Source organism: Ruminococcus sp. MSJ-25 (assembly GCF_018917825.1).
Lineage (GTDB): Bacteria > Bacillota > Clostridia > Oscillospirales > Ruminococcaceae > Hominimerdicola > Hominimerdicola aceti.
The window spans coordinates 1-21677 of the sequence record NZ_JAHLPI010000016.1 but is presented as its reverse complement, the minus strand read 5'-3'; the positions used below and the strand labels follow the sequence as shown (position 1 = coordinate 21677).

24 protein-coding genes and 1 pseudogene are annotated in these 21677 nt (G+C 38.9%); 21 read left to right on the top strand and 4 right to left on the bottom strand.

From position 1 onward, the window contains the following. Nucleotides 1-410: 410 nt before the first annotated feature. Nucleotides 411-1433 carry a glycoside hydrolase family 5 protein gene (locus KQH97_RS06065; protein ID WP_216553460.1) on the bottom strand — a complete coding sequence of 341 codons (1023 nt, stop codon included), beginning with the start codon at nt 1431-1433 and terminating at the stop codon, nt 411-413. A gap of 258 nt (nt 1434-1691) precedes the next feature. After that, entirely contained in the window at nt 1692-3050 is a 1359-nt protein-coding gene (locus KQH97_RS06060) for an ATP-binding protein (RefSeq protein WP_216553427.1), read from the bottom strand. 271 nt (nt 3051-3321) lie between these two features. Between KQH97_RS06060 and KQH97_RS06055 the strand changes: the two genes are divergently transcribed. The 6 genes from KQH97_RS06055 to KQH97_RS06030 all read left to right on the top strand — a co-directional run bounded on the left by KQH97_RS06055 (nt 3322) and on the right by KQH97_RS06030 (nt 8166). Continuing rightward, nucleotides 3322-3594 (top strand): hypothetical protein, encoded by a 273-nt coding sequence (locus tag KQH97_RS06055; protein ID WP_216553424.1) that lies wholly within the window; start codon nt 3322-3324, stop codon nt 3592-3594. A 290-nt stretch (nt 3595-3884) separates the two neighbouring features. Then, the gene (locus KQH97_RS06050) at nt 3885-4424 is read left to right on the top strand and encodes an RNA polymerase sigma factor (RefSeq protein WP_216553421.1); all 540 of its coding nucleotides are present in this window, start codon (nt 3885-3887) and stop codon (nt 4422-4424) included. Then, complete coding sequence (locus KQH97_RS06045; RefSeq protein ID WP_216553458.1) at nt 4411-5088, top strand: DUF4367 domain-containing protein; 678 nt, start codon at nt 4411-4413, stop codon at nt 5086-5088. The genes KQH97_RS06050 and KQH97_RS06045 overlap by 14 nt, the downstream gene beginning before the upstream one ends. A 365-nt stretch (nt 5089-5453) precedes the next feature. After that, on the top strand, nt 5454-5855 hold the full coding sequence (locus KQH97_RS06040; protein ID WP_216553456.1) for a hypothetical protein: 402 nt from the start codon (nt 5454-5456) through the stop codon (nt 5853-5855). A gap of 73 nt (nt 5856-5928) precedes the next feature. Further along, the gene (locus tag KQH97_RS06035) at nt 5929-7050 is read left to right on the top strand and encodes a hypothetical protein (RefSeq protein WP_216553454.1); all 1122 of its coding nucleotides are present in this window, start codon (nt 5929-5931) and stop codon (nt 7048-7050) included. Between the two features lie 30 nt (nt 7051-7080). Continuing rightward, nucleotides 7081-8166, top strand: a complete 1086-nt coding sequence (locus KQH97_RS06030) for a hypothetical protein (protein ID WP_216553452.1) — start codon at nt 7081-7083, stop codon at nt 8164-8166. Between the two features lie 94 nt (nt 8167-8260). Here the strand turns inward: KQH97_RS06030 and KQH97_RS06025 are convergent, their stop codons facing one another. After that, entirely contained in the window at nt 8261-9028 is a 768-nt protein-coding gene (locus KQH97_RS06025; protein ID WP_216553450.1) for a GNAT family N-acetyltransferase, read from the bottom strand. A gap of 142 nt (nt 9029-9170) precedes the next feature. On the opposite strand from KQH97_RS06025, the gene KQH97_RS06020 reads away from it, so the two are divergent. The 10 genes and pseudogenes from KQH97_RS06020 to KQH97_RS08880 form a co-directional block, all read left to right on the top strand. Beyond that, complete coding sequence (locus KQH97_RS06020) at nt 9171-10220, top strand: hypothetical protein (protein WP_216553448.1); 1050 nt, start codon at nt 9171-9173, stop codon at nt 10218-10220. Further along, nucleotides 10217-11089 (top strand): hypothetical protein, encoded by an 873-nt coding sequence (locus KQH97_RS06015; protein WP_216553446.1) that lies wholly within the window; start codon nt 10217-10219, stop codon nt 11087-11089. The genes KQH97_RS06020 and KQH97_RS06015 overlap by 4 nt, the downstream gene beginning before the upstream one ends. 7 nt (nt 11090-11096) lie before the next feature. Next, complete coding sequence (locus tag KQH97_RS06010) at nt 11097-11972, top strand: hypothetical protein (RefSeq protein ID WP_038672009.1); 876 nt, start codon at nt 11097-11099, stop codon at nt 11970-11972. Between the two features lie 16 nt (nt 11973-11988). After that, entirely contained in the window at nt 11989-12630 is a 642-nt protein-coding gene (locus KQH97_RS06005) for an ATP-binding cassette domain-containing protein (RefSeq protein ID WP_216553444.1), read from the top strand. Nucleotides 12631-12887: 257 nt separating this feature from the next. Then, entirely contained in the window at nt 12888-13598 is a 711-nt protein-coding gene (locus KQH97_RS06000) for an AAA family ATPase (protein WP_216553441.1), read from the top strand. A gap of 204 nt (nt 13599-13802) precedes the next feature. Continuing rightward, on the top strand, nt 13803-14390 hold the full coding sequence (locus tag KQH97_RS05995; protein ID WP_117878860.1) for a zinc ribbon domain-containing protein: 588 nt from the start codon (nt 13803-13805) through the stop codon (nt 14388-14390). 16 nt (nt 14391-14406) lie between these two features. Beyond that, nucleotides 14407-14697, top strand: coding sequence for a hypothetical protein (locus tag KQH97_RS05990; protein WP_216553438.1), 291 nt, complete (start codon nt 14407-14409; stop codon nt 14695-14697). A gap of 12 nt (nt 14698-14709) precedes the next feature. Then, nucleotides 14710-15357 carry a zinc ribbon domain-containing protein gene (locus tag KQH97_RS05985; protein WP_216553435.1) on the top strand — a complete coding sequence of 216 codons (648 nt, stop codon included), beginning with the start codon at nt 14710-14712 and terminating at the stop codon, nt 15355-15357. 12 nt (nt 15358-15369) lie between these two features. Further along, entirely contained in the window at nt 15370-15975 is a 606-nt protein-coding gene (locus KQH97_RS05980; protein ID WP_216553431.1) for a zinc ribbon domain-containing protein, read from the top strand. Nucleotides 15976-16129: 154 nt separating this feature from the next. Further along, nucleotides 16130-16234: pseudogene (locus KQH97_RS08880) on the top strand (AbrB/MazE/SpoVT family DNA-binding domain-containing protein); the annotation flags it as partial. Between the two features lie 119 nt (nt 16235-16353). Here the strand turns inward: KQH97_RS08880 and KQH97_RS05970 are convergent. Beyond that, nucleotides 16354-17712 (bottom strand): ATP-binding protein, encoded by a 1359-nt coding sequence (locus tag KQH97_RS05970; protein ID WP_216553427.1) that lies wholly within the window; start codon nt 17710-17712, stop codon nt 16354-16356. Nucleotides 17713-17983: 271 nt separating this feature from the next. On the opposite strand from KQH97_RS05970, the gene KQH97_RS05965 reads away from it, so the two are divergent. The 5 genes from KQH97_RS05965 to KQH97_RS05945 all read left to right on the top strand — a co-directional run. Then, nucleotides 17984-18256 carry a hypothetical protein gene (locus tag KQH97_RS05965; protein ID WP_216553424.1) on the top strand — a complete coding sequence of 91 codons (273 nt, stop codon included), beginning with the start codon at nt 17984-17986 and terminating at the stop codon, nt 18254-18256. A 290-nt stretch (nt 18257-18546) separates the two neighbouring features. Further along, on the top strand, nt 18547-19086 hold the full coding sequence (locus tag KQH97_RS05960; protein WP_216553421.1) for an RNA polymerase sigma factor: 540 nt from the start codon (nt 18547-18549) through the stop codon (nt 19084-19086). Further along, on the top strand, nt 19073-19750 hold the full coding sequence (locus KQH97_RS05955; RefSeq protein WP_216553418.1) for a DUF4367 domain-containing protein: 678 nt from the start codon (nt 19073-19075) through the stop codon (nt 19748-19750). Before KQH97_RS05960 ends, KQH97_RS05955 begins: the two co-directional genes overlap by 14 nt. 94 nt (nt 19751-19844) lie before the next feature. Then, the gene (locus KQH97_RS05950; RefSeq protein ID WP_216553415.1) at nt 19845-20270 is read left to right on the top strand and encodes a hypothetical protein; all 426 of its coding nucleotides are present in this window, start codon (nt 19845-19847) and stop codon (nt 20268-20270) included. Between the two features lie 691 nt (nt 20271-20961). Then, nucleotides 20962-21677, top strand: a 716-nt coding sequence (locus KQH97_RS05945; protein WP_216553412.1) for a hypothetical protein, incomplete at its 3' end; no start/stop codon positions are given.

The window sequence follows — 21677 nt, the reverse complement described above, 5'->3', positions numbered from 1 at the left end:
CCTATTTTTCAATAAAATTTTTCGCTAAAAGCAATTTATTTTGTTGTTTCTGTATATATTATAACTATGTAAACGTTTTGTTTATATCAAAAACGTAACATAAATATCATAAAAGTGTTTAATATCGAATTTATGAAAGATTATAAATATATGAAAACAGACCCACTTGATATTCAAGCAGATCTGTTTATTCGGAAGTTATTATAAGAAAGTGACTATGAATTATTATGTTTATATTATACGCTTTGTTTTAAAACTATTATATCAATATTTAATTATTTATATCAAATAATTATCGTAAATAGAATTTTATGAGCAAACATCAATTTATGAAACTAAGCATAAAAAAACAAGCTCGGCAAACGTGACCGAGCTTGTCCAAAAATGGAGTTATATTAAGAAATGATCTATTAAAGATACTTTACCAGTTCATCAAGAACGCCGTCAAGATGTCCGTCAATAAAGCCATAGTCAACGCCCTTGTATGACCAAGCCGCTCTTCCGATAGAACATTTCTCAAAGGCACTGCTTATATCCTTGTACCAGTTAAGAGTATTTTCAGCAGATGCAAGATTTATAACACCGTATTCGCCACAATACATAGGAACATTTCTTTCCTCTGCGACCCTTACAGCCTCAGCAAATCTTCCCATAAAATAATCAGGCGTAAACTTCTCTGTCTTGACCTCCTCGTATGTCTGCATATATTCAAGACCAAGACGCTTTATCTCACTTCTGTATTTTGGGACGCTTCCCGGATAATCGATCCTGAAATCTCTCGGCATCTCATCTACCCAATAGGCAGCCTGATGAGTGAAAAGAAATGGGTCATAGCAATGGAAAGTATAAACTATATGCTCGTCATAAGGCTTATCAAGATCTTTCATTGAATCAATAGAGTTGTTCCAGTAGCTGCCCACAATGATATTTATATCAGAGCTATATCTTCTGATAAGCTTTATGGCATTTTCAACGATAGCATTCCATTTTTCACTGAATTTCGGGTCAGTTACCTCATTGAGAAGTTCAAAAGAGACTCTGTCAGAATATTTGCTGAAACGCTTTGCAAACTCTTCCCAAAGGTCATAGAATTTCTGCTGAAGCTCAGCGTTATCAAAGAATCCGCTTTCAGCCTGAGCCTTGTCAAAGAAAAAGCCCAATGTCTTATGGAGGTCAAGTATCATATTGATACCGTTATTTCCGCACCAATCGATACACTTCTGAACATAGTCAAAGCCGCTCTCTATAAAGCCGTTTTCGTCCTGAAAGATATTATAATCCACAGGCACTCTAACGTGGTCGCAGCCCCAGCCCTTTATACGCTTGATGTCCTCCTCTGTAATAAAATTATCAAGATGCTCCTTGCTGTAATCGCATTGTGACAGCCAGCCTCCGATATCGATGCCGTGCATATAGCCATTAAATCTTCTCATATTTTTAACCGTCCTTTCTGATTCTAGTTTTATTTGCAACTATATCGTAGCACTATATGGCCGGAAATTATATCATAATTTTAATATTCGTGTAAAAATCGTAATGTTATTATGACATTTTAAATGTATTTCTCTAAACTCTTGATATGCATTACGTTGCACATATAAAATTGCACTCCTCAGATTGGCGGATAGGCTGTACATAAAGTGACACAAAAGCAAAACCGCCGTTCAGGCTAGTTCCCGAACGGCGGTTTTTTACAGACATATTGTCATATACGGCGGAATACAAACTATATCCTCTTTGAAACAAAGATTACGTGGATGAATGACATAGCACTCTCCGATCCTTGCCTTATACTTCTCCCTAAAGCGTTTCAAGGACTCTATGGAATATCGCTTGCCGGACTTAACTTCAATAGGATACATTTTGTATTTCAGCTTACTGTTGTTGGAAATAAGAAAATCTATCTCAATATCGTTTCGGTGCTTTTCAGTGTTGTAATGTGTATAGAAATACAGCTTGTGACCGTTTGCCGTCAGCATCTGAGCAATGGCGTTCTCGTAAAGCATACCCTCATTCATGTTCAGCTTGTCACCGAGTATCTGCTTGTAGACCTCATCTTCAAGCAGTTCGTTCTCATCGAATGTGTGGCTTACGAGCAGCCCAGTGTCACCGAGATAACACTTTACATAACTTCTGTTTTCGTTGATCGACAGCCCAACATTCGGATCGTTGCATAGAAAACACTCATTGGATATCATAGAATCTGACAGCCAAAAAAATGTTTCTTCATACTGATCCGCCGTACTTTGTGCGACAACATTACTGAACACCACACGCTTTTCGTGCTGAGAAAGCAGTCCCGGTATCTGATCAAATATGGTAAGCACCTTGCTGCGATACCTTGCATCGATCTTCATAATATCGCTGCGATAGAGTGCGAGTATATCACGCTTTTCAACGTCAGCTTTATCAAAATCCTTCCTGCTTTCAAGAAACGCAATAACACTCTGCGGCATACCGCCCACAAGCATATATTGCTTAAAAAGCAGCATTGCCTTATGGTGCAGCTCGTTTTCAAGAGGTTCTCTGTCTGCAAAGCATTTTCTGATATAGCCAATGATCTGCCCCTCACCCAAAGCATCGCAAAACTCCTCAAAATCCAGCGGATACATACTCAGATGACGTTCCTCCGACGGAATGACGATGTTTTTTACATTCTCCTTGATGGAGATCAGCGAGCCTGTTTCGATATAGTCATATCTGCCGTCGGCAACGAGATATTTAATACATTCTCTTGCCTTTGGGTACATTTGCACCTCGTCAAAAATTATAAGCGACTCACGTTCAAACAATTTCACACCATAATATGTGGACAGGAGCATAAAAAACGTGTCGAGGTCATTCATATGCTTTTGAAAATAGCCCTTGACCTCATCGGGACATTTTGCAAAGTCAATCAGGATATAGCTCTTGTACTCGTTCTTGCCAAACTCCTCGCAGATAGTAGACTTGCCGATACGTCTTGCACCCTCGATAAGAAAGGCTTTTTTACCATTCAGTTCTTTTTTCAGCGTCAGTAGTTTATTATACATTTTACGCTTTAGTATCATAACAACACCTCACTTTGATAATACGCAGGTTAGAATATATTCTCAATTTCAATAATACGCAGGTTTACATATATCTTATAATCGTATTATACGCAGGTTTATAGCTATTATACCACACTTTGCAAATTAAATCAAGGGATAAATCAAGCAGCTTTTGCCGTTTTGGTGTGGTTGACAGTTCAATTATGCCGTGGTATAATATTTCAAAACAAAGAAAAAACTGAATGCGATAGTTGATCGTAGCATCAAATCAGTATTTGGAGGATAAAATATGAAAACCAATATATCACAGCCATTTTTTCAAATATCAGAAGCAAATATTATATCTCGTGGAATTTCAAACGGACATGAATACATCGTTTACTGTTCCGATAAAGGCGTTAATGTAAATACTGATTTTAAAAAGATCGGTAAAGATATGTATAACTGCTGTTCGTATTATGACAGGAATTTATGTGATACTATCTCAAAATTTGAAGAAATGAGTAAAGAAAAAATAGAATCGCAAGCTTATGGTTCTTGGATGGATGGTGCACACTCTTAACTAAAACACATCTTACAGAACCAAATTCACCGCCGCAGGTCACAAATGCGTGACCTGCGGCGGTGTTTATGATTAAACAAAAGTTGAGGGTACTTTTTATTACGGAAATTTTGGTTAGGCATTTTTTTGTTATCACCCTTCATCTTGGCCGCTTTTGTTATGCAATTACAAGTCAGCATCCGACAGAAGTAAAATTTTAGAGAACCTTGTTGCACGGTGTATGAAAACATGATATACTTAATTTGGAAACGGATGATATTCTGAAATGGAGATAGGAAGGGAGTGATTGTATGCTGCCGATATATATGGCATTGATCGATGATGAGGAAGATAAAAGTGATTTTGAAAATATAGTAAATAAATATGAACGAAAATTATATCGTGAAGCCTTTAAAATTCTTAATTCACACGAATTGGCAGAAGAAGCCGTTTGGGAGGCTTTTTACAGGATAGCAGAAAATTTTAAGAAAGTTCACAATTTGCCTGTGTACAAAATGAACGCTTATTTGATTATAACTATTAGAAGGGCATCATATCGGATCTACAATACGGAGAAAAAATATTTTGAAAATGACTCATTTGAGGATTCTGAATATGTGCCGGATATAGCTAAGCTTAATGAGTATGATATTTCTGATCTGACTAACGCTATTGGTCAGCTTGAAGACAAGTATAAAGCTGTTATCACTTATTTTTATTATTACGGTCACAACGCAAATGAAACCGCTGATTTAATGGGGATATCCAGAAATACAGTATATAAGTATCTGAGAAAGGCTGAAACTATTTTATTGGAAAAGCTGAGAGGTGCAAACTATGAACGAAAATGAAAATTTCTGCAAAGCAATCGAACAAGCAGTTGTGCTGCCATGTGCAAAAGAAATGCAGCTGATATCCGATGAAAAATGTGATTTTTCATCAGCATACAGAAGAAGGATCCGCAGATTGACCAAAAATCAAGATAAAACACCCCATTCATTGATAAAGACGACCTTGCAAAAGATGATATTCATAATTGCCGCAGTGCTTATGATCGGATCGATAACAGTAGCTGCTGTACCGCCGTTAAGAGAATGGTTTGTTGGTTTGTTTGCAAGCAGCAATGATAATAATACTGATGTCTGGAATGTACATGGGGATGTTCCTGCCGATGATCTTACAGATGCTTTTGTGTGTTGTGAACCAACATATATCCCGAATGGATTTGCTGAACAGGACCGAGTTCAAGAAGAAACTATGCTTATCATTGATTATTCTTCTAATAATGAATTTATCGAGTACACTCAAAGCAGTATATTAACGAATAATCAAATAGATACGCAAAACAGGACAACTGAAAAGATATCGATAAATGACAATGACGCTCTGCTGTCTTACGATGCCGATACATCAACTATTGTATGGACTGATGGCAGATATTCTTATACAATAACCGGAGATTTGTGTAAAAGTGACATAATTAAGATGGCTGATTCGGTAAACTCTACAAAATAAAATATTTTTCTGAAAAAGTGTGTACATATTCACTCAAACTTGTATCTTACTATATGAGGGGACAAAATCTTGAGGAAAGGAGTGCACATTTTTTATGCAATAATAATAAAAACAAGTACGTGCAATTGTGAAAACATACAAACTTATGTATTTCAATCAGCCATTTTCACTGCTTTTTCGGTTTGTATAATTGAAAGCTGCTGAGTTCAATGAAGATGTGAATATTCATTATGCACAATTACCCATTGCAATAATTGTGTGATATGATGAAATTTAATTTTATTTGCAACAAAATTACCCAAAAAACACTCTTATATTATGAAAGGACGTTTAATACGAAAAAGATCGTAAAGAGAATCGCAGCTATGGGTGCTGCTGTTATGATGATGAGTTCTATGGCTATTGGGGCTAGTGCGGCAAACTCCTACGATCTGCACTATACTAAAGGAGCTCCGTCATCAGATAACGTTTGTGAGAAATGGATGTATGGTATAAAGGCACAGAATAATGGCTATTTAAAATCCACCTGCAAATCCATAAATACAAGTGGCAAGTTTAGTGTCTTAGCAAATGGATACAGATCTTCAAGCCATACTATTAATTGTGGTTCTTTCGATATCTGGAACAAAGGAACAACAAATTGGAAAAATTCTAATTATAAGAAGGGTTATTCTTATGATGTTGTTGCTGAATTTGGAGTGTCTGGCGGTTACACAAATATTTCAAAGTATGTTTCAAGTGCTTCTGCGTCAGGAAGTTTTAACTAAAGAATAGTATTTTGAGCCGCTGCGGATTATCTTGCTGGTAATGACGAGCGGCTCTTACTTTAGAGGATAAATTATGATGAAAAAGATTTGTATTTTGGTTGTTGCGGTGTGCATGGTACTTTCAGCGTGTTCAAACAAAACTAATAATGTAAAATTCAGTGAATTTAATTCTGAATATGTGCCTGTAAATAAAATAACAGATACATATTCAAAAGCCCTCAAATTGGAGTATGCTCATTTCACTATTCGTGACAGTGTAAGAATAGCTGATGTGAGTTCAGTTAGCAGAACGTTATATAAGCCGTCGGACGGTTTTCTGTTCAATAAAGAGCAGAGATTTATAGACTATTTAAACGGCAGTCCTGTTGATCTTAGCAAAATAAGTGTTAGCAGTGACGATATGGGTGAATATCATCAGCTTAACGCCGAAGGAGGTTATCCCTACTTTACTGATTATGATGGTGGCTCGATAGTATGGATCAAAGACGAAGATGCTGAGGCTTTTTTTCTAACTAATGAAAACATTACAGTAAAACGATATTATTGTTGCAACACCTTTGATGATGAGAAATATAAGCTTAAAGACTGTGAAATGTCCATAAGTGAGGCAATAGAAAAAAGTGCTGAATTTTCAGAGGGACTGAGAAAAATTGGCTACCCACAAATGTCGCCTTTTGAGATCAGAGTTGAGAAAATAAACGATACTTATGCGTTCAGAATAGATATGGTGCAACAGGATAACGGAGTACCGTTGAGAGCAGCTAACAGTGGCTTTGAGGGCAGGGAATCCTCTGTCAATGATGTTTTCACAGGTCGATTGAGCAAAATAAATTCAAATCCAGCGGGATACACAGTGCTTATAACTTCTTCGTCCGATATAGGTTGTTTTAGAAATAATGAAAATGTATTTTGTGAATATGAAAAAGAGAATATCGACAAGGTGATAACACCATATTCTGCACTTAGATATATTGATGACAATTTAAGTGATAATTCCAGTTACGAGGTGGATTACATAGGACTTGAGAATAAGATATACTGGGTGGACGCTGAAACGGGCGTATATTCAAGTACTCCAATGTGGACAGTTTCACTCTATAGCCCTACTGAGGAAAAATTATACTATGCTTTGGTAGATTGTGAAACGGGTGATTTTTCATTTTATTCACAAAGCAGTGGTGATATAAATTTGTAATTTTACAATATAGATCGGAGCTTATAAAGTATGGATAATAGCTTAAAAAGAGCCACAGCCTTAATAGCGGCTGTGCTTATGCTGACGGGTTGTTCATCTCAGGACAACAAATCCAATAACCACAGTACAGACAGTGCAAGGCTTGAGCCAGTGGAACAGGCTTATGACGGCTGTGATAAGTTGCTTGGCAGCGATCACGGCAGTTTTAAGCTGCCAGAAAAGATAAGCAAAGTGGACTTTGATAAGGTATATTCTTTGTCCTGCAATACTTTGAAAAATGATGATATGACCAATGCTGAAAAGTTATTCAAGACTTTTTATGGTGACGATTTTAACGAAAGTGCACTTTCAACTGACAATGGCGGAATAGTTTATCAAGCTGGAATAAACACATCTGCATACTGGGGTATGGATATTGCACTTTATTCCGCTGACTATGAGTTTCAAGAAAACAGCAGCGGACAGACTTATGTTGTGGAGCTTGATGAGGGCGACATTACTTTGGGTGGCAGAGCCATTGATGTGACTGATATCGACAGTGGATTAAACAATTATCTTGCTGATTTTTATAAGGATTTTACGATCAATACCAAAGAGTTTTCGGTGAATGACACTGTGGGCAGAATTGATTTTACGGCAAGTCTTGACTATGAAAATGTGCCTTTTCAGTATTCGCCCTCTGCATACAGTCGGGCAGACAACGAGAATAATATGAGTTACTGGACGTTTTTGCAGGTGACAGGCTCTATTGGGGCGGACGGCAAATTTGATTTTATCAACGCAAATGCGCCACTTAACATACTTGATAAGACGGAGAAAACTAAGATGATACCATTTGACGAGGCGGTGAAAATTCTTGAGACGGAGCTTGCAAAAGGGTCTTATTATGAGTTTTCAAATGTTGAGCTTATGTACTGCTGTCTTGCAAATCAGCCAGCATTGGATATGACCGAAGAGGACAATGTTGCTAAGGCTGAACAGTTGGCGGAGGAATACAACAAGACACCAAAAACCTTTGAGCCTATGTGGTGTTTCGAGATAAAGGGCGGCGAGGGAGCAAAGGAATATATCAAGGTGAATGCTCTCAGTGGCGAGGTCTTTGTTGATGTTTCATAGGTGAAGCTTTTTTTGAGAAAAAAATCAGGCATAAAAAATCACAGCACCCGTTTGAGTGCTGTGAAAAATAAGTGTAGCGATAAGCTGGAAGTTGTTATTTATTCATATTCTCAACTAAGCTTGCAGCTTTTACGGTCATCTCCACCCACCCTGGCACAAAACCACTTCGTAATGCATTTTTAACAGATTTAAGATTCGACCAGGCACAACAATAAAAAGGCACCTTTCCTCTATCTATTATCTCTATTGCCAAATTGCTGGTTAATGAGGAAGCGATCCCCTGCCTGCGATACTCTGGTAAAACATCAACTCCAATTTGCCACATATCATCGCAATCCGCAGAACAGGCTGCAAGCCCGATAAGTATTCCATTATCATAAGCACCAACCCCAAGAACATCTAGTTGTTTTCTATCTTCACAAAGTGCATTGCTCCAGATCGGAAGATATAAATTTGCAAAATCCTTTTGTTCCAACACCTTAAGAGGATAGTTGCATTCTCTTCTCTTCAAGGCATTAACATCCGGTAAAAAATACTCTGCCATAAAACAAACACGGTATCCGTTTTCTTTCATCCGTTCATCTAGCCAATGCATATTAGGAGTTTCAAAACAATGATAAAACTCATATTTGCTCAGATAGCTTTCAACAATTTCTCTATATTCATCTTTTACAGATGCAACTATATTATTCCCATATGAAACCAAATTACAGGCAATAGGTTCTTTATAATATTTTTTTGCCAATGGCCCGATCTCAGACTTTACAAATACATTTGTGTCCAAAAGAAAATCACATGCTTTCGCATTAGTATCGTAGGCAGATTGCTGCATTGCAATATCAAGTATCTCTTTATTTGTCATGTTTTGATTACCTCACATAGTATATAAAATCGAAATTCACAAAATCAACAAACTCCGATTTGTCGAGCAGAAACCCCAACATATTTTCTCCATTATACCATATCCACATAAATAAATCAACCAAAACCGAAAGGACAGTAGTATGAAAACAAACATAAATATAGACAAAATCACAAAGCGAATTTTTTGTATTGCTGTGATAGGTGTAATCATCTGTCTTACGGCTTGCGGAAATAGTCAAAATAATAGCGAGAATAGTTCATCTGCGGTGGTGGTATCGGCTGTGGGAAGCAGAACTGATAGCCTTTTGGACAGCAGAGTGACATTGCAGGCTGAGGCTGTGGGTTATGATAACGGACAGCTCACCTTTGTTTATGACGGCAAGGAATACACGCTTGCAATGGACAGCGAGCTTTTTGAGCACGATGAAAAATATGTGAATGGAAAAAGCTTGTCGCAAGCCATAATAAACAATAACATTTGTGAGGACATTTCGGCGGAGATAGTAGCAAGCGAGGGCATAACCAAAATATACAGCTGTGATGTTGTAAGTCCTAACGGCGAGAAATACGCTTCGGGAATGTATGAGGACATCAAGGCGGACGTGCCTGCGGAGAATTATGACTACAAGCTTTGCCACAAGAGCGGCTCTGTCTATGAGCTTAGCAATGCAAATCGGACTATCACGGCGGATTTCAACGATCTTGAGGAGTGGCAGAAAGGAAAATATCCCGAAAGTGCTGATGATGTTATGTTCGGCGGCTATCTTTTTACCGACGGCAAGTTTATTATTGAGGATATCAACTTACTTGTTGCGGTAAATGATGACGGCTCAAAGACGTATGAGCCGCTCACGACCAGTGACTACCCCAGCTTTTTCGGCACAGTACAGACCATAGGCGACACTACCGCAGAGATAAAGCTCACAGACAAAAAGACAGTTTGCACAGTGCCTACATATTATTGCGACGGTGAGCTTAGTGAGGGGCTTGAAGTTATGGTGATAATTGACTGCTCCACAGACCTTTTCGATAGCGGAAAGTCGGAGAGTTTTGATTATGCCGTTATATGCACAGACCCTGCGGAGTATGACCCCTCAGGGCATGAGTTTGGAACGCTCGCTTACGCCAAAGCTGACAGCAATAATCTTGGTAGGTTTATCTACACCGAGATCGGAGATATAGAGAAATGAAACTAAAACTTCTAAACGCAATAAAATGTGACCTGAACAAAAGCATAATAAACATAGGCTTTGCAGGTGCGGTGCTGCTGACGACAGTGCTTGCTTTCACCTCCTCAGCCTATACAGACCTTGCCACCGATAAATCATACTCGGTGTTCGAGTCACTTTTCACTCTCGATAAAAATATCCTCCGCACCGACCCAATGCTGTCCTCAGTGCTGGTTTTCAGAAACGGACTTTCGGGATATATCACAATGTTTTTGCCTATTGTCGTGGCATTCCCTTTCATGGTGTCTTTCTGTGCAGAGCGAAATAACGGACTGATGCGTTTCACCATATCTCGCACAGGCAAGCTAAGATATTATCTTTCAAAATTCATATCCGCACTTATCTCAGGCGGATTTGCCGTTATGCTAGGTATAGCTGTTTACGGCATAGCCTGTGCAGTGCTTTTTCAACCACTTTCGAAGTTTGACGTATCAGCCGACCAGCTTCAATACATAATGCAAGACAGCACAGGTAGAACCATAATCAAAATGCTTGCGGTAGCTTTCGCATATGGTGCAGTTTCCACACTGCCTGCGTTTTTCCTAAGCTCATTCTGCAAAAATCCGTATATCATAACCTGCCTGCCTTTTATGCTCAACTATGTCCTCACAACAATGCTCAATAGGATAATAGACGCAAATCTTTTCAACGATAACTTTGATTTTGATAGAGCGAACGCCTTTTATCCAAGCTCTGTGATGAATTTTCTGTATATACAAAGCTTTGACAGAAGTGCAAAGTGGATAACTGCGGTGAACTGTTCGGGGGCGATCGTTGCCCTGCTGGGATTTATTATCGTGATGAATTTGCGCAAGGACAAGGGGGTGTAGGTCAGCTATGATGAAAAATTTCAGCCTTAAGCAAAGCTTTTTCTGTGCAAGGGCGGAGTTCATAAAGTGGGTATGCGACGCACGAATGATAATCCTGGGAGTGCTTCTTATCTTCATTTACAGCTTTGCTATCGAGCCTCTTAAATCAAACGCAGAGCTTATGGGCGAGCCGCTGAATATCCTTGAGCCTTTTATCGCCATAGCTAATTCAGGTGCGATACTTCTTATCATACCGCTGGTTTTCCTCACACTTATCGCAGATTTCCCCAAGATAGACACCAACACAGTTTTCTACATAATGCGTGTTGGCAGGCTGAACTGGCTGTTCGGACAGCTTTTGAAGCTCATTTTTATGGCTTTATCTTATCTTGCAGTGATATTCTTGGGCGCAGTGCTTCCAATGCTTTCAGACGGTTTTTGGTACAACGGCTGGAGCAATGTGGCGACAAAGTTCGCTTCACGCTTTCCTGAACATTCGGGCAATTTCGGTGTGCAGCTTCTCCCTGAAAATCTCTACAATCAGCTCACAGTATTTTCAGCCGCAGTGCAAAGCTACCTGCTCGTGTTCGCATACCTTATGATAATTGGGCTTATCCTGCTGAGCTTTTCACTTGTGAAACACAAAACTGTAGGCTTTGTCCTCTGCGGAGCGGTGATATCTTTAGGCACAGCGTTCTGCTCTATAAAGACCACGCTTATGTGGACAATGCCAATGGCGAACAGCATAATATGGCTGCACTACACAAAATATTTCCGTGAGCCTGTTATGTCAATGAGTTTTTCAGTCAGCTATCTTGCCATATTTATAGCGGTACTGCTGGCGTTCTGCTTTATCGCCATAAGAAAATTCAATTACGACAATGTTGCAGAGATAGCAAGTTAGGGATTAGGGGGACAAAATGGATATCATCAATGTAAATGACGTATGCCTTACGCTTGGCAAAACGGAGATACTAAAGCACATAAATGTGTCCTTTGAGGAGGGCAAGATACACGGACTTATCGGGCGAAACGGCAGCGGAAAGACAATGCTTATGAAGTGCATATGCGGCTTTATCAAGCCCACGAGCGGTGAGATTATCGTTGACAGCAAGCGGGTGGGCAAGGACGTTGATTTTCCGAAAGATATGGGAATTATCATTGAAACACCGGGGTTTATCCCATACTATTCAGGCTACAAAAATCTCAAACTTCTTGCAGGGCTCAACAACAAGATCGGCAAAGAGGAGATAAAAAGCAGTATGAAACAGGTGGGACTTGATCCTGACCTAAAGCGACACGTCCGCAAATACAGTCTAGGTATGCGGCAGCGTTTGGGACTTGCACAAGCCATTATGGAAAATCCGAAGATACTTATTCTCGACGAGCCTTTCAATGGTCTTGACAAGGACGGAGTAAAAGAAATGCGTGAGTACCTGCTTTCATACAAAGAGCAGGGTAAGACTATCCTTATCTGCTCTCATTCGGCGGAGGACATCTCCGTGCTGTGCGATACTGTGCATGAAATGGATAAGGGAGTGATAAGTGAGATCACGTTTTGACATAGGGGGTATCTCACAGTGCGACGGCGAAAACGCACATCTTACCCCCGTGTCAAAATCAAATCTCCTGTGCAAAACAATGAAAATGGACCATGACTATTGACAAACGTATTAAAATGCGATACCATAAGAATGGAAAGTAATATAAGCTCGTAAAGATTTTAAAAGTCTTTGCGAGCTTTTTGTTTTGAATATAAATTTCGCTATGTTCAGTGACAATAGCAGAAACTTGAAAACAGAATAGGAGGAATGATAATTTGAAAAAACTTAGCACAAGATCCTGCGAAGAAATAATGACAACTGTGTACAAGCCAATAGAGTTCGTTATAGACGGCTTGCTTGCACAAGGTCTGTATATCTTAGCAGGTGCACCAAAGGTCAGAAAGTCTTGGCTGGCACTGGATATGTGCCTGTCAATAGCGAAAGGAGAAAGTGTTTTAGGTCAGAAAACATTGCAGGGCACGGCATTGTATTTGTGTTTAGAGGACAGCTACGCAAGAATACAAAACAGACTCTATGAGCCGACCGCTCCAAAAAGTAAGGACAACATTTTTCTTGCGGCATTGTATGTTTACATCAAAAAGAAAATTGATTTTTCAGGTACGGCGTCAGAACTTGTAAGCGAACTAAAAGAAGTCACGCAAGAACAATTCTATCCGAATAGAGTTACAAGAGATCTGGTTCAGAACGGCTATACTCTCAGGAAGTATGGGATAGATTTTCAGTACAAGCGAACTAGAAACGGCAGGCTGATAATTCTTCATTACGACCGTGAGCGTGATAGTAGTGACAGTAAAAACACTAGCGAAGTTACTGTCAACCCAAATCAGCGAACGTGGGGCGATTTGTGGGCTTGTAATTTTAGTCGAGTAGATCAAACAAAAACGCATCAAAGCCCCACAAGTGACCTGCGGCGATATATTTTTCAATACATCCCCCCCTTATTTCAAAATCTCCCCACTTTTTGAAATAACACCCCTCGCTCCCCACTCCTTATTTCAAAAACACCCCCTATCAACGTTTACACCTGCAAAATTTACACTTTGTTTACAAAATGTAATCGTTATCCTAAGCAGCCAGCTTAACAAATCGTGGAAATAATGTGGTATAATGACAGTACAAAATAAATGGTGCAGAAAAAAAGCACTGTAAAGAATATGGAGGAATGTCATATGGCATATTGTGGACATTGTGGAAAATACGTTAAAGACGGAACAGAAATCTGTCCTGAATGTGGGTGTTATACCTTGGCAAGAGCAGAAACAAAACAGAGCATATCGTTAGGAGCAAAGTCTTTGCTAACATCAGAACAGCCAAACTACAAAACAATACTTATTGGTAAGATTATTGTTTGTGCATTGGGAATAATACTGGGACTTATAGTCACAGCAACAAGTGGTAACATATCCGCACCATACAACACTGCAGATACAAACAATTACAACGAATATTATAATTCCGCAGATTATGCTGAATTTGGAACAGATTATTATACATACGTGTATAAGGCTCTTAAAATAACGACCGAAAATACTAAATCTACAGCTCAATATGCAGCTCAAACAGCTAAACAAATGCAAGATTTAGTAAAAATAGTTCCTAAATTTAAAATAATAGGAACTGGTTTTGGACTATTTATAATTCTCATATCAGCTTTTGCAGCCATAAAATCTATAGGCTCTTATAAAACTGCTATTTATAAATCGGCACAAATGGAGTTGATAATCGGAGCATTAAACAAAAAAGAAAATCAAAAATAATTAGGAGGGAAAAATTATGGCTTTTTGCAGAAAATGCGGAAAAGAAATTAATGATGACGCAGTAATGTGCGTACATTGCGGCTGTGCGACCGAAAAGGCAGCACGAACAAACACGAACCAAAACCCTGACTATGACCCTTATTCAGGTGCAGACTTTGTGGAAGTACTTCTTAGCGTGCTGATACCTCTTGCCGGTATCATAATGTACTTTGTAAAAAAGGATACCCGTCCAAAAGCCGCTAAAACTTGCCTTTTGGTGGGAATCATCACCTGGGCACTTGGCTTTATCACAATGTCTGTCCTTTAGGAGGAATTTGTTATGAAATTTTGTAAAGAATGCGGTGCTGTGATCGAGTTTGATCACGGTGATGGTCTTTGCAGTGATTGTCATCGCAGCAATAGCAATAAGACCTATTGCGGACATTGCGGAAGTCTTGTAGGTAATGATGTCACGATCTGTCCCAAATGCGGTTGCTATGTAAACGGTAACAATATGCAGAACAGCACCTCAACAAGTACGCAAACAGCTTCATACTCCAGTTCAAACGGACTTAGCGATACACAGAAAAAAATAATCGCATTTGCTTTCATAGTAGTTATCATTGCCTTGGTGGTCATGTATATCATTAATGTTTCTGACGGCAGTGCTCTTGTTGCAAGAAAGTTTAACAGCACTATAAGTCAGGCAGAAAAAGACGGCAAGTTTAATGGACTTTCTTTCAAATTTGATCTGATAGGCAGTCCTGAAGTGCTCGACCACACGGATGATGTATACTTTGTATACTCGGCAGCCAAAACCAGCACAGACATTGGCAGCTATAGTGAAAGTTCAGAAAACGGTTTGGTGTTCATTATCAGGATCAACAGTTATCTTACTGGAAAATGCTCAATGATATCAGTTGTGCCTGTAACCGGACGACCCGACCAATCTTATATCAACACTTGGAAACAAATATATACACATTAGGAGAGATGACATATGGCATTTTGCGGAAAATGCGGAAAAGAAATAGACGATGAGGCAGTAATATGCGTGCATTGCGGCTGCCCAACAGGAGTTCAGGCTGCACCAGCAGCACCTACAGTAGATATGGTATCAACAGCGACAACAGGAGAAAAGGTTCTAAGTTTCCTTATTCCAATAGCAGGAATCATACTTTATTGTGTAAATAAGGATAAAAAGCCAAAAGCGGCAAAGACCTGTCTTTTAGTGGGTGTTATCACATGGGCAATATGTATAATTTTAATTCTGGCAATAGCTATCATACCTTCTAAAATGACAGAGAGCCAGTTAAAAGCTGCAAACAGCAATGCAAAATGGGTGTTTACTATTGTGAACAATGAGGCCGCAGATCTTTTAGTAAACGGAGTTTCTGTCGAGCCAGGCTATCACGAATTTAAACTTTCTAACTATAACAAGGATGATAAACTGGAAACTGCCGTCTACAAAGCACTTAAAGACCAAGGTACTGACAGCTATATAACATTTGAGATCGATAAATTCGGTAATGCAAAAAGTGCAACATGGCGTTCATCATCAGGTTCAAGCATTTATGGACAGTGGCCAAACCCAATCCATATGTAATTGACAGACAAAATCAAAAACACAACTTCTTTATAGAGGACTTCCCAGCCGATAAAAAAAGCGAGCCACACAGCTCGCTTTTTTTCCTGCATAAATTCCCCACCTCTGCAAATAATATTACTGCAATTTTGAAAAAACAACGGAGGTCATAAATATGAAAGCAACAGGAATTGTCCGCAGGATAGACGATCTCGGCAGAGTTGTCATACCTAAAGAAATAAGGCGCACCATGCGTATCCGTGAGGGCGACCCGTTACAGACAACGTTGAAAAGCGAACTCGACTACCTGCTTGCACTCCTCAGATTGGCGGATAGGCTGTACATAAAGTGACACAAAAGCAAAACCGCCGTTCAGGCTAGTTCCCGAACGGCGGTTTTTTACAGACATATTGTCATATACGGCGGAATACAAACTATATCCTCTTTGAAACAAAGATTACGTGGATGAATGACATAGCACTCTCCGATCCTTGCCTTATACTTCTCCCTAAAGCGTTTCAAGGACTCTATGGAATATCGCTTGCCGGACTTAACTTCAATAGGATACATTTTGTATTTCAGCTTACTGTTGTTGGAAATAAGAAAATCTATCTCAATATCGTTTCGGTGCTTTTCAGTGTTGTAATGTGTATAGAAATACAGCTTGTGACCGTTTGCCGTCAGCATCTGAGCAATGGCGTTCTCGTAAAGCATACCCTCATTCATGTTCAGCTTGTCACCGAGTATCTGCTTGTAGACCTCATCTTCAAGCAGTTCGTTCTCATCGAATGTGTGGCTTACGAGCAGCCCAGTGTCACCGAGATAACACTTTACATAACTTCTGTTTTCGTTGATCGACAGCCCAACATTCGGATCGTTGCATAGAAAACACTCATTGGATATCATAGAATCTGACAGCCAAAAAAATGTTTCTTCATACTGATCCGCCGTACTTTGTGCGACAACATTACTGAACACCACACGCTTTTCGTGCTGAGAAAGCAGTCCCGGTATCTGATCAAATATGGTAAGCACCTTGCTGCGATACCTTGCATCGATCTTCATAATATCGCTGCGATAGAGTGCGAGTATATCACGCTTTTCAACGTCAGCTTTATCAAAATCCTTCCTGCTTTCAAGAAACGCAATAACACTCTGCGGCATACCGCCCACAAGCATATATTGCTTAAAAAGCAGCATTGCCTTATGGTGCAGCTCGTTTTCAAGAGGTTCTCTGTCTGCAAAGCATTTTCTGATATAGCCAATGATCTGCCCCTCACCCAAAGCATCGCAAAACTCCTCAAAATCCAGCGGATACATACTCAGATGACGTTCCTCCGACGGAATGACGATGTTTTTTACATTCTCCTTGATGGAGATCAGCGAGCCTGTTTCGATATAGTCATATCTGCCGTCGGCAACGAGATATTTAATACATTCTCTTGCCTTTGGGTACATTTGCACCTCGTCAAAAATTATAAGCGACTCACGTTCAAACAATTTCACACCATAATATGTGGACAGGAGCATAAAAAACGTGTCGAGGTCATTCATATGCTTTTGAAAATAGCCCTTGACCTCATCGGGACATTTTGCAAAGTCAATCAGGATATAGCTCTTGTACTCGTTCTTGCCAAACTCCTCGCAGATAGTAGACTTGCCGATACGTCTTGCACCCTCGATAAGAAAGGCTTTTTTACCATTCAGTTCTTTTTTCAGCGTCAGTAGTTTATTATACATTTTACGCTTTAGTATCATAACAACACCTCACTTTGATAATACGCAGGTTAGAATATATTCTCAATTTCAATAATACGCAGGTTTACATATATCTTATAATCGTATTATACGCAGGTTTATAGCTATTATACCACACTTTGCAAATTAAATCAAGGGATAAATCAAGCAGCTTTTGCCGTTTTGGTGTGGTTGACAGTTCAATTATGCCGTGGTATAATATTTCAAAACAAAGAAAAAACTGAATGCGATAGTTGATCGTAGCATCAAATCAGTATTTGGAGGATAAAATATGAAAACCAATATATCACAGCCATTTTTTCAAATATCAGAAGCAAATATTATATCTCGTGGAATTTCAAACGGACATGAATACATCGTTTACTGTTCCGATAAAGGCGTTAATGTAAATACTGATTTTAAAAAGATCGGTAAAGATATGTATAACTGCTGTTCGTATTATGACAGGAATTTATGTGATACTATCTCAAAATTTGAAGAAATGAGTAAAGAAAAAATAGAATCGCAAGCTTATGGTTCTTGGATGGATGGTGCACACTCTTAACTAAAACACATCTTACAGAACCAAATTCACCGCCGCAGGTCACAAATGCGTGACCTGCGGCGGTGTTTATGATTAAACAAAAGTTGAGGGTACTTTTTATTACGGAAATTTTGGTTAGGCATTTTTTTGTTATCACCCTTCATCTTGGCCGCTTTTGTTATGCAATTACAAGTCAGCATCCGACAGAAGTAAAATTTTAGAGAACCTTGTTGCACGGTGTATGAAAACATGATATACTTAATTTGGAAACGGATGATATTCTGAAATGGAGATAGGAAGGGAGTGATTGTATGCTGCCGATATATATGGCATTGATCGATGATGAGGAAGATAAAAGTGATTTTGAAAATATAGTAAATAAATATGAACGAAAATTATATCGTGAAGCCTTTAAAATTCTTAATTCACACGAATTGGCAGAAGAAGCCGTTTGGGAGGCTTTTTACAGGATAGCAGAAAATTTTAAGAAAGTTCACAATTTGCCTGTGTACAAAATGAACGCTTATTTGATTATAACTATTAGAAGGGCATCATATCGGATCTACAATACGGAGAAAAAATATTTTGAAAATGACTCATTTGAGGATTCTGAATATGTGCCGGATATAGCTAAGCTTAATGAGTATGATATTTCTGATCTGACTAACGCTATTGGTCAGCTTGAAGACAAGTATAAAGCTGTTATCACTTATTTTTATTATTACGGTCACAACGCAAATGAAACCGCTGATTTAATGGGGATATCCAGAAATACAGTATATAAGTATCTGAGAAAGGCTGAAACTATTTTATTGGAAAAGCTGAGAGGTGCAAACTATGAACGAAAATGAAAATTTCTGCAAAGCAATCGAACAAGCAGTTGTGCTGCCATGTGCAAAAGAAATGCAGCTGATATCCGATGAAAAATGTGATTTTTCATCAGCATACAGAAGAAGGATCCGCAGATTGACCAAAAATCAAGATAAAACACCCCATTCATTGATAAAGACGACCTTGCAAAAGATGATATTCATAATTGCCGCAGTGCTTATGATCGGATCGATAACAGTAGCTGCTGTACCGCCGTTAAGAGAATGGTTTGTTGGTTTGTTTGCAAGCAGCAATGATAATAATACTGATGTCTGGAATGTACATGGGGATGTTCCTGCCGATGATCTTACAGATGCTTTTGTGTGTTGTGAACCAACATATATCCCGAATGGATTTGCTGAACAGGACCGAGTTCAAGAAGAAACTATGCTTATCATTGATTATTCTTCTAATAATGAATTTATCGAGTACACTCAAAGCAGTATATTAACGAATAATCAAATAGATACGCAAAACAGGACAACTGAAAAGATATCGATAAATGACAATGACGCTCTGCTGTCTTACGATGCCTATACATCAACCATTGTATGGACTGATGGCAGATATTCTTATACAATAACCGGAGATTTGTGTAAAAGTGACATAATTAAGATGGCTGATTCGGTAAACTCTACAAAATAAAATATTTTTCTGAAAAAGTGTGTACAAATTCACTCAAGCTTGTATCTTACTATATGAGGAGGCAAAATCTTGAGGAAAGGAGTGCACATTTTTTATGCGAAAAATTATTTCAATAATTATTTCAGCTTGTCTGATGTTCTGCTGCTTTTGTACAAATGTTTCAGCAACTGATGATGATATAAATATAAACGAAGACATCATTTTGATGAATTTGTACACTGACACTGTAAGTACAACTCTCAGCAAATCCGGTTCAAATATAGTGTATAGTTGTAACGTTGTCGGAAAATCAACAGCGACAAAAATCAGCATTTACCTGTATTTACAGGAATACAAAAATGGCAACTGGAGCAATGTTGATGTTGTAACAAAAACAGCTACAACTCGTTCAGCTCATGTAAGTGACAAGTTTTCATCTGCTGTTTCAGGCAGGAGATATCGTACAGAAACTCACGTATATGTTTATAGCGGAAGCAAATATGAATATCTTGAAGCTAACAGTGCAACCATGATTTATTAAAAAGACGTTGTTGATTAATTGGAAAAGCTGGTGATTCCAATGCAGAGATAAAACATACAAAAACGCACAATGATATTTGTGCAAGCATACGAAAATGAAATCAGTTTGCAACAAAGCAGATTGTTTCAGACACTAGCATTAAAATGACGGAGGTTTTTTTACATGACAAAAATAATTAAGAGGATCGCAGCTATGGGTGCTGCTGTTATGATGATGAGTTCTATGGCTATTGGGGCAGTGCGGCAGATAGTTTCTCGTTCTATATTTCCAACACTGGATCTGTTACGTCAAAAGTTATTACTGCTGGAAATGCAGCTCAGGATGATTATGTTAGGGTCAACTACCGAATTGACAAAATTTCCAATGCTACATCCGTTTCATATAGAACAACGGTTGGAGTTACATATATTGCAAGTGGAAAAATCTCGAGTAAAGGAAACCATACTACGAAACACACTAATGCGACATATATTGATAAAGGTGAACGTATTTTGTGCACCATGTCACTCAATCCAGCTCCGTCAGGTGTAGGTAGTCAGGCTTCAGGATATGTTAGCGGTAAATAAAATTTAAACTAAGGCAATATCACTAACTATCTTTTTATGTGATATTGCCTTAAATTATACGATCAATATAGAAACTTGGTTTCTATATTGATCGGCAGCAATAACCCAAAAGAAAGGAACGACATATGAAAAGTATCAAAAAAGCAAAAATATTATTGCCCGTGCTGTTGGCAGCTGTGGTGCTGTCATCTTGTGAAAATACTCCCGACAATATCAGAAGCAACAAGCATTCGGCTGAGGTGGACAGCGGCGAGGCTTATGTTTCGTCAGAGAATATTTATGACAGCTTTGATGCTGCATTTGAAAAAGAGTATACAAAATTCAAGCTGCCCGAAAAATCGGCGGTGAGCATTTGCAAACCTGACGGTGTTTATGATTTCGAGCTTGCATATATCAATGCCGAAAATGATATGGACTGGCTGTCGTCAAAAGTGGAAGAGCTGCAAAGTGCCTTGGATATCAAGATCGACAGTAAGATCGAAACTGTGGAAGATCAGGCACAGCTCCAGGACGAACATAACAAACTTAAAATAACACGCTTTGCACAGCCTTATTGCTGTTGGGAGGCAAGCGAAAACGGCGTAAATACCGCAGACGCTGACGCCGATAATATGGAGCTTTTTTATCTCGACAGACCAACTTCTGAAAATGCTGACAGCGGACTTTTGTCTGCTGCGGACAAGGCAAAGACTTTGGCGGACACGTTCAGCAATGTGCTTGGAGAGGAGCTTGACAATGTGGTCAGCGACGGGTATGTTATCACGACCGACAGCGGCGTTGGCTATGAGATAGAGATACAAAAGGCATATAAGGGCATCGGCATACAGAATGTTTTTTCCAC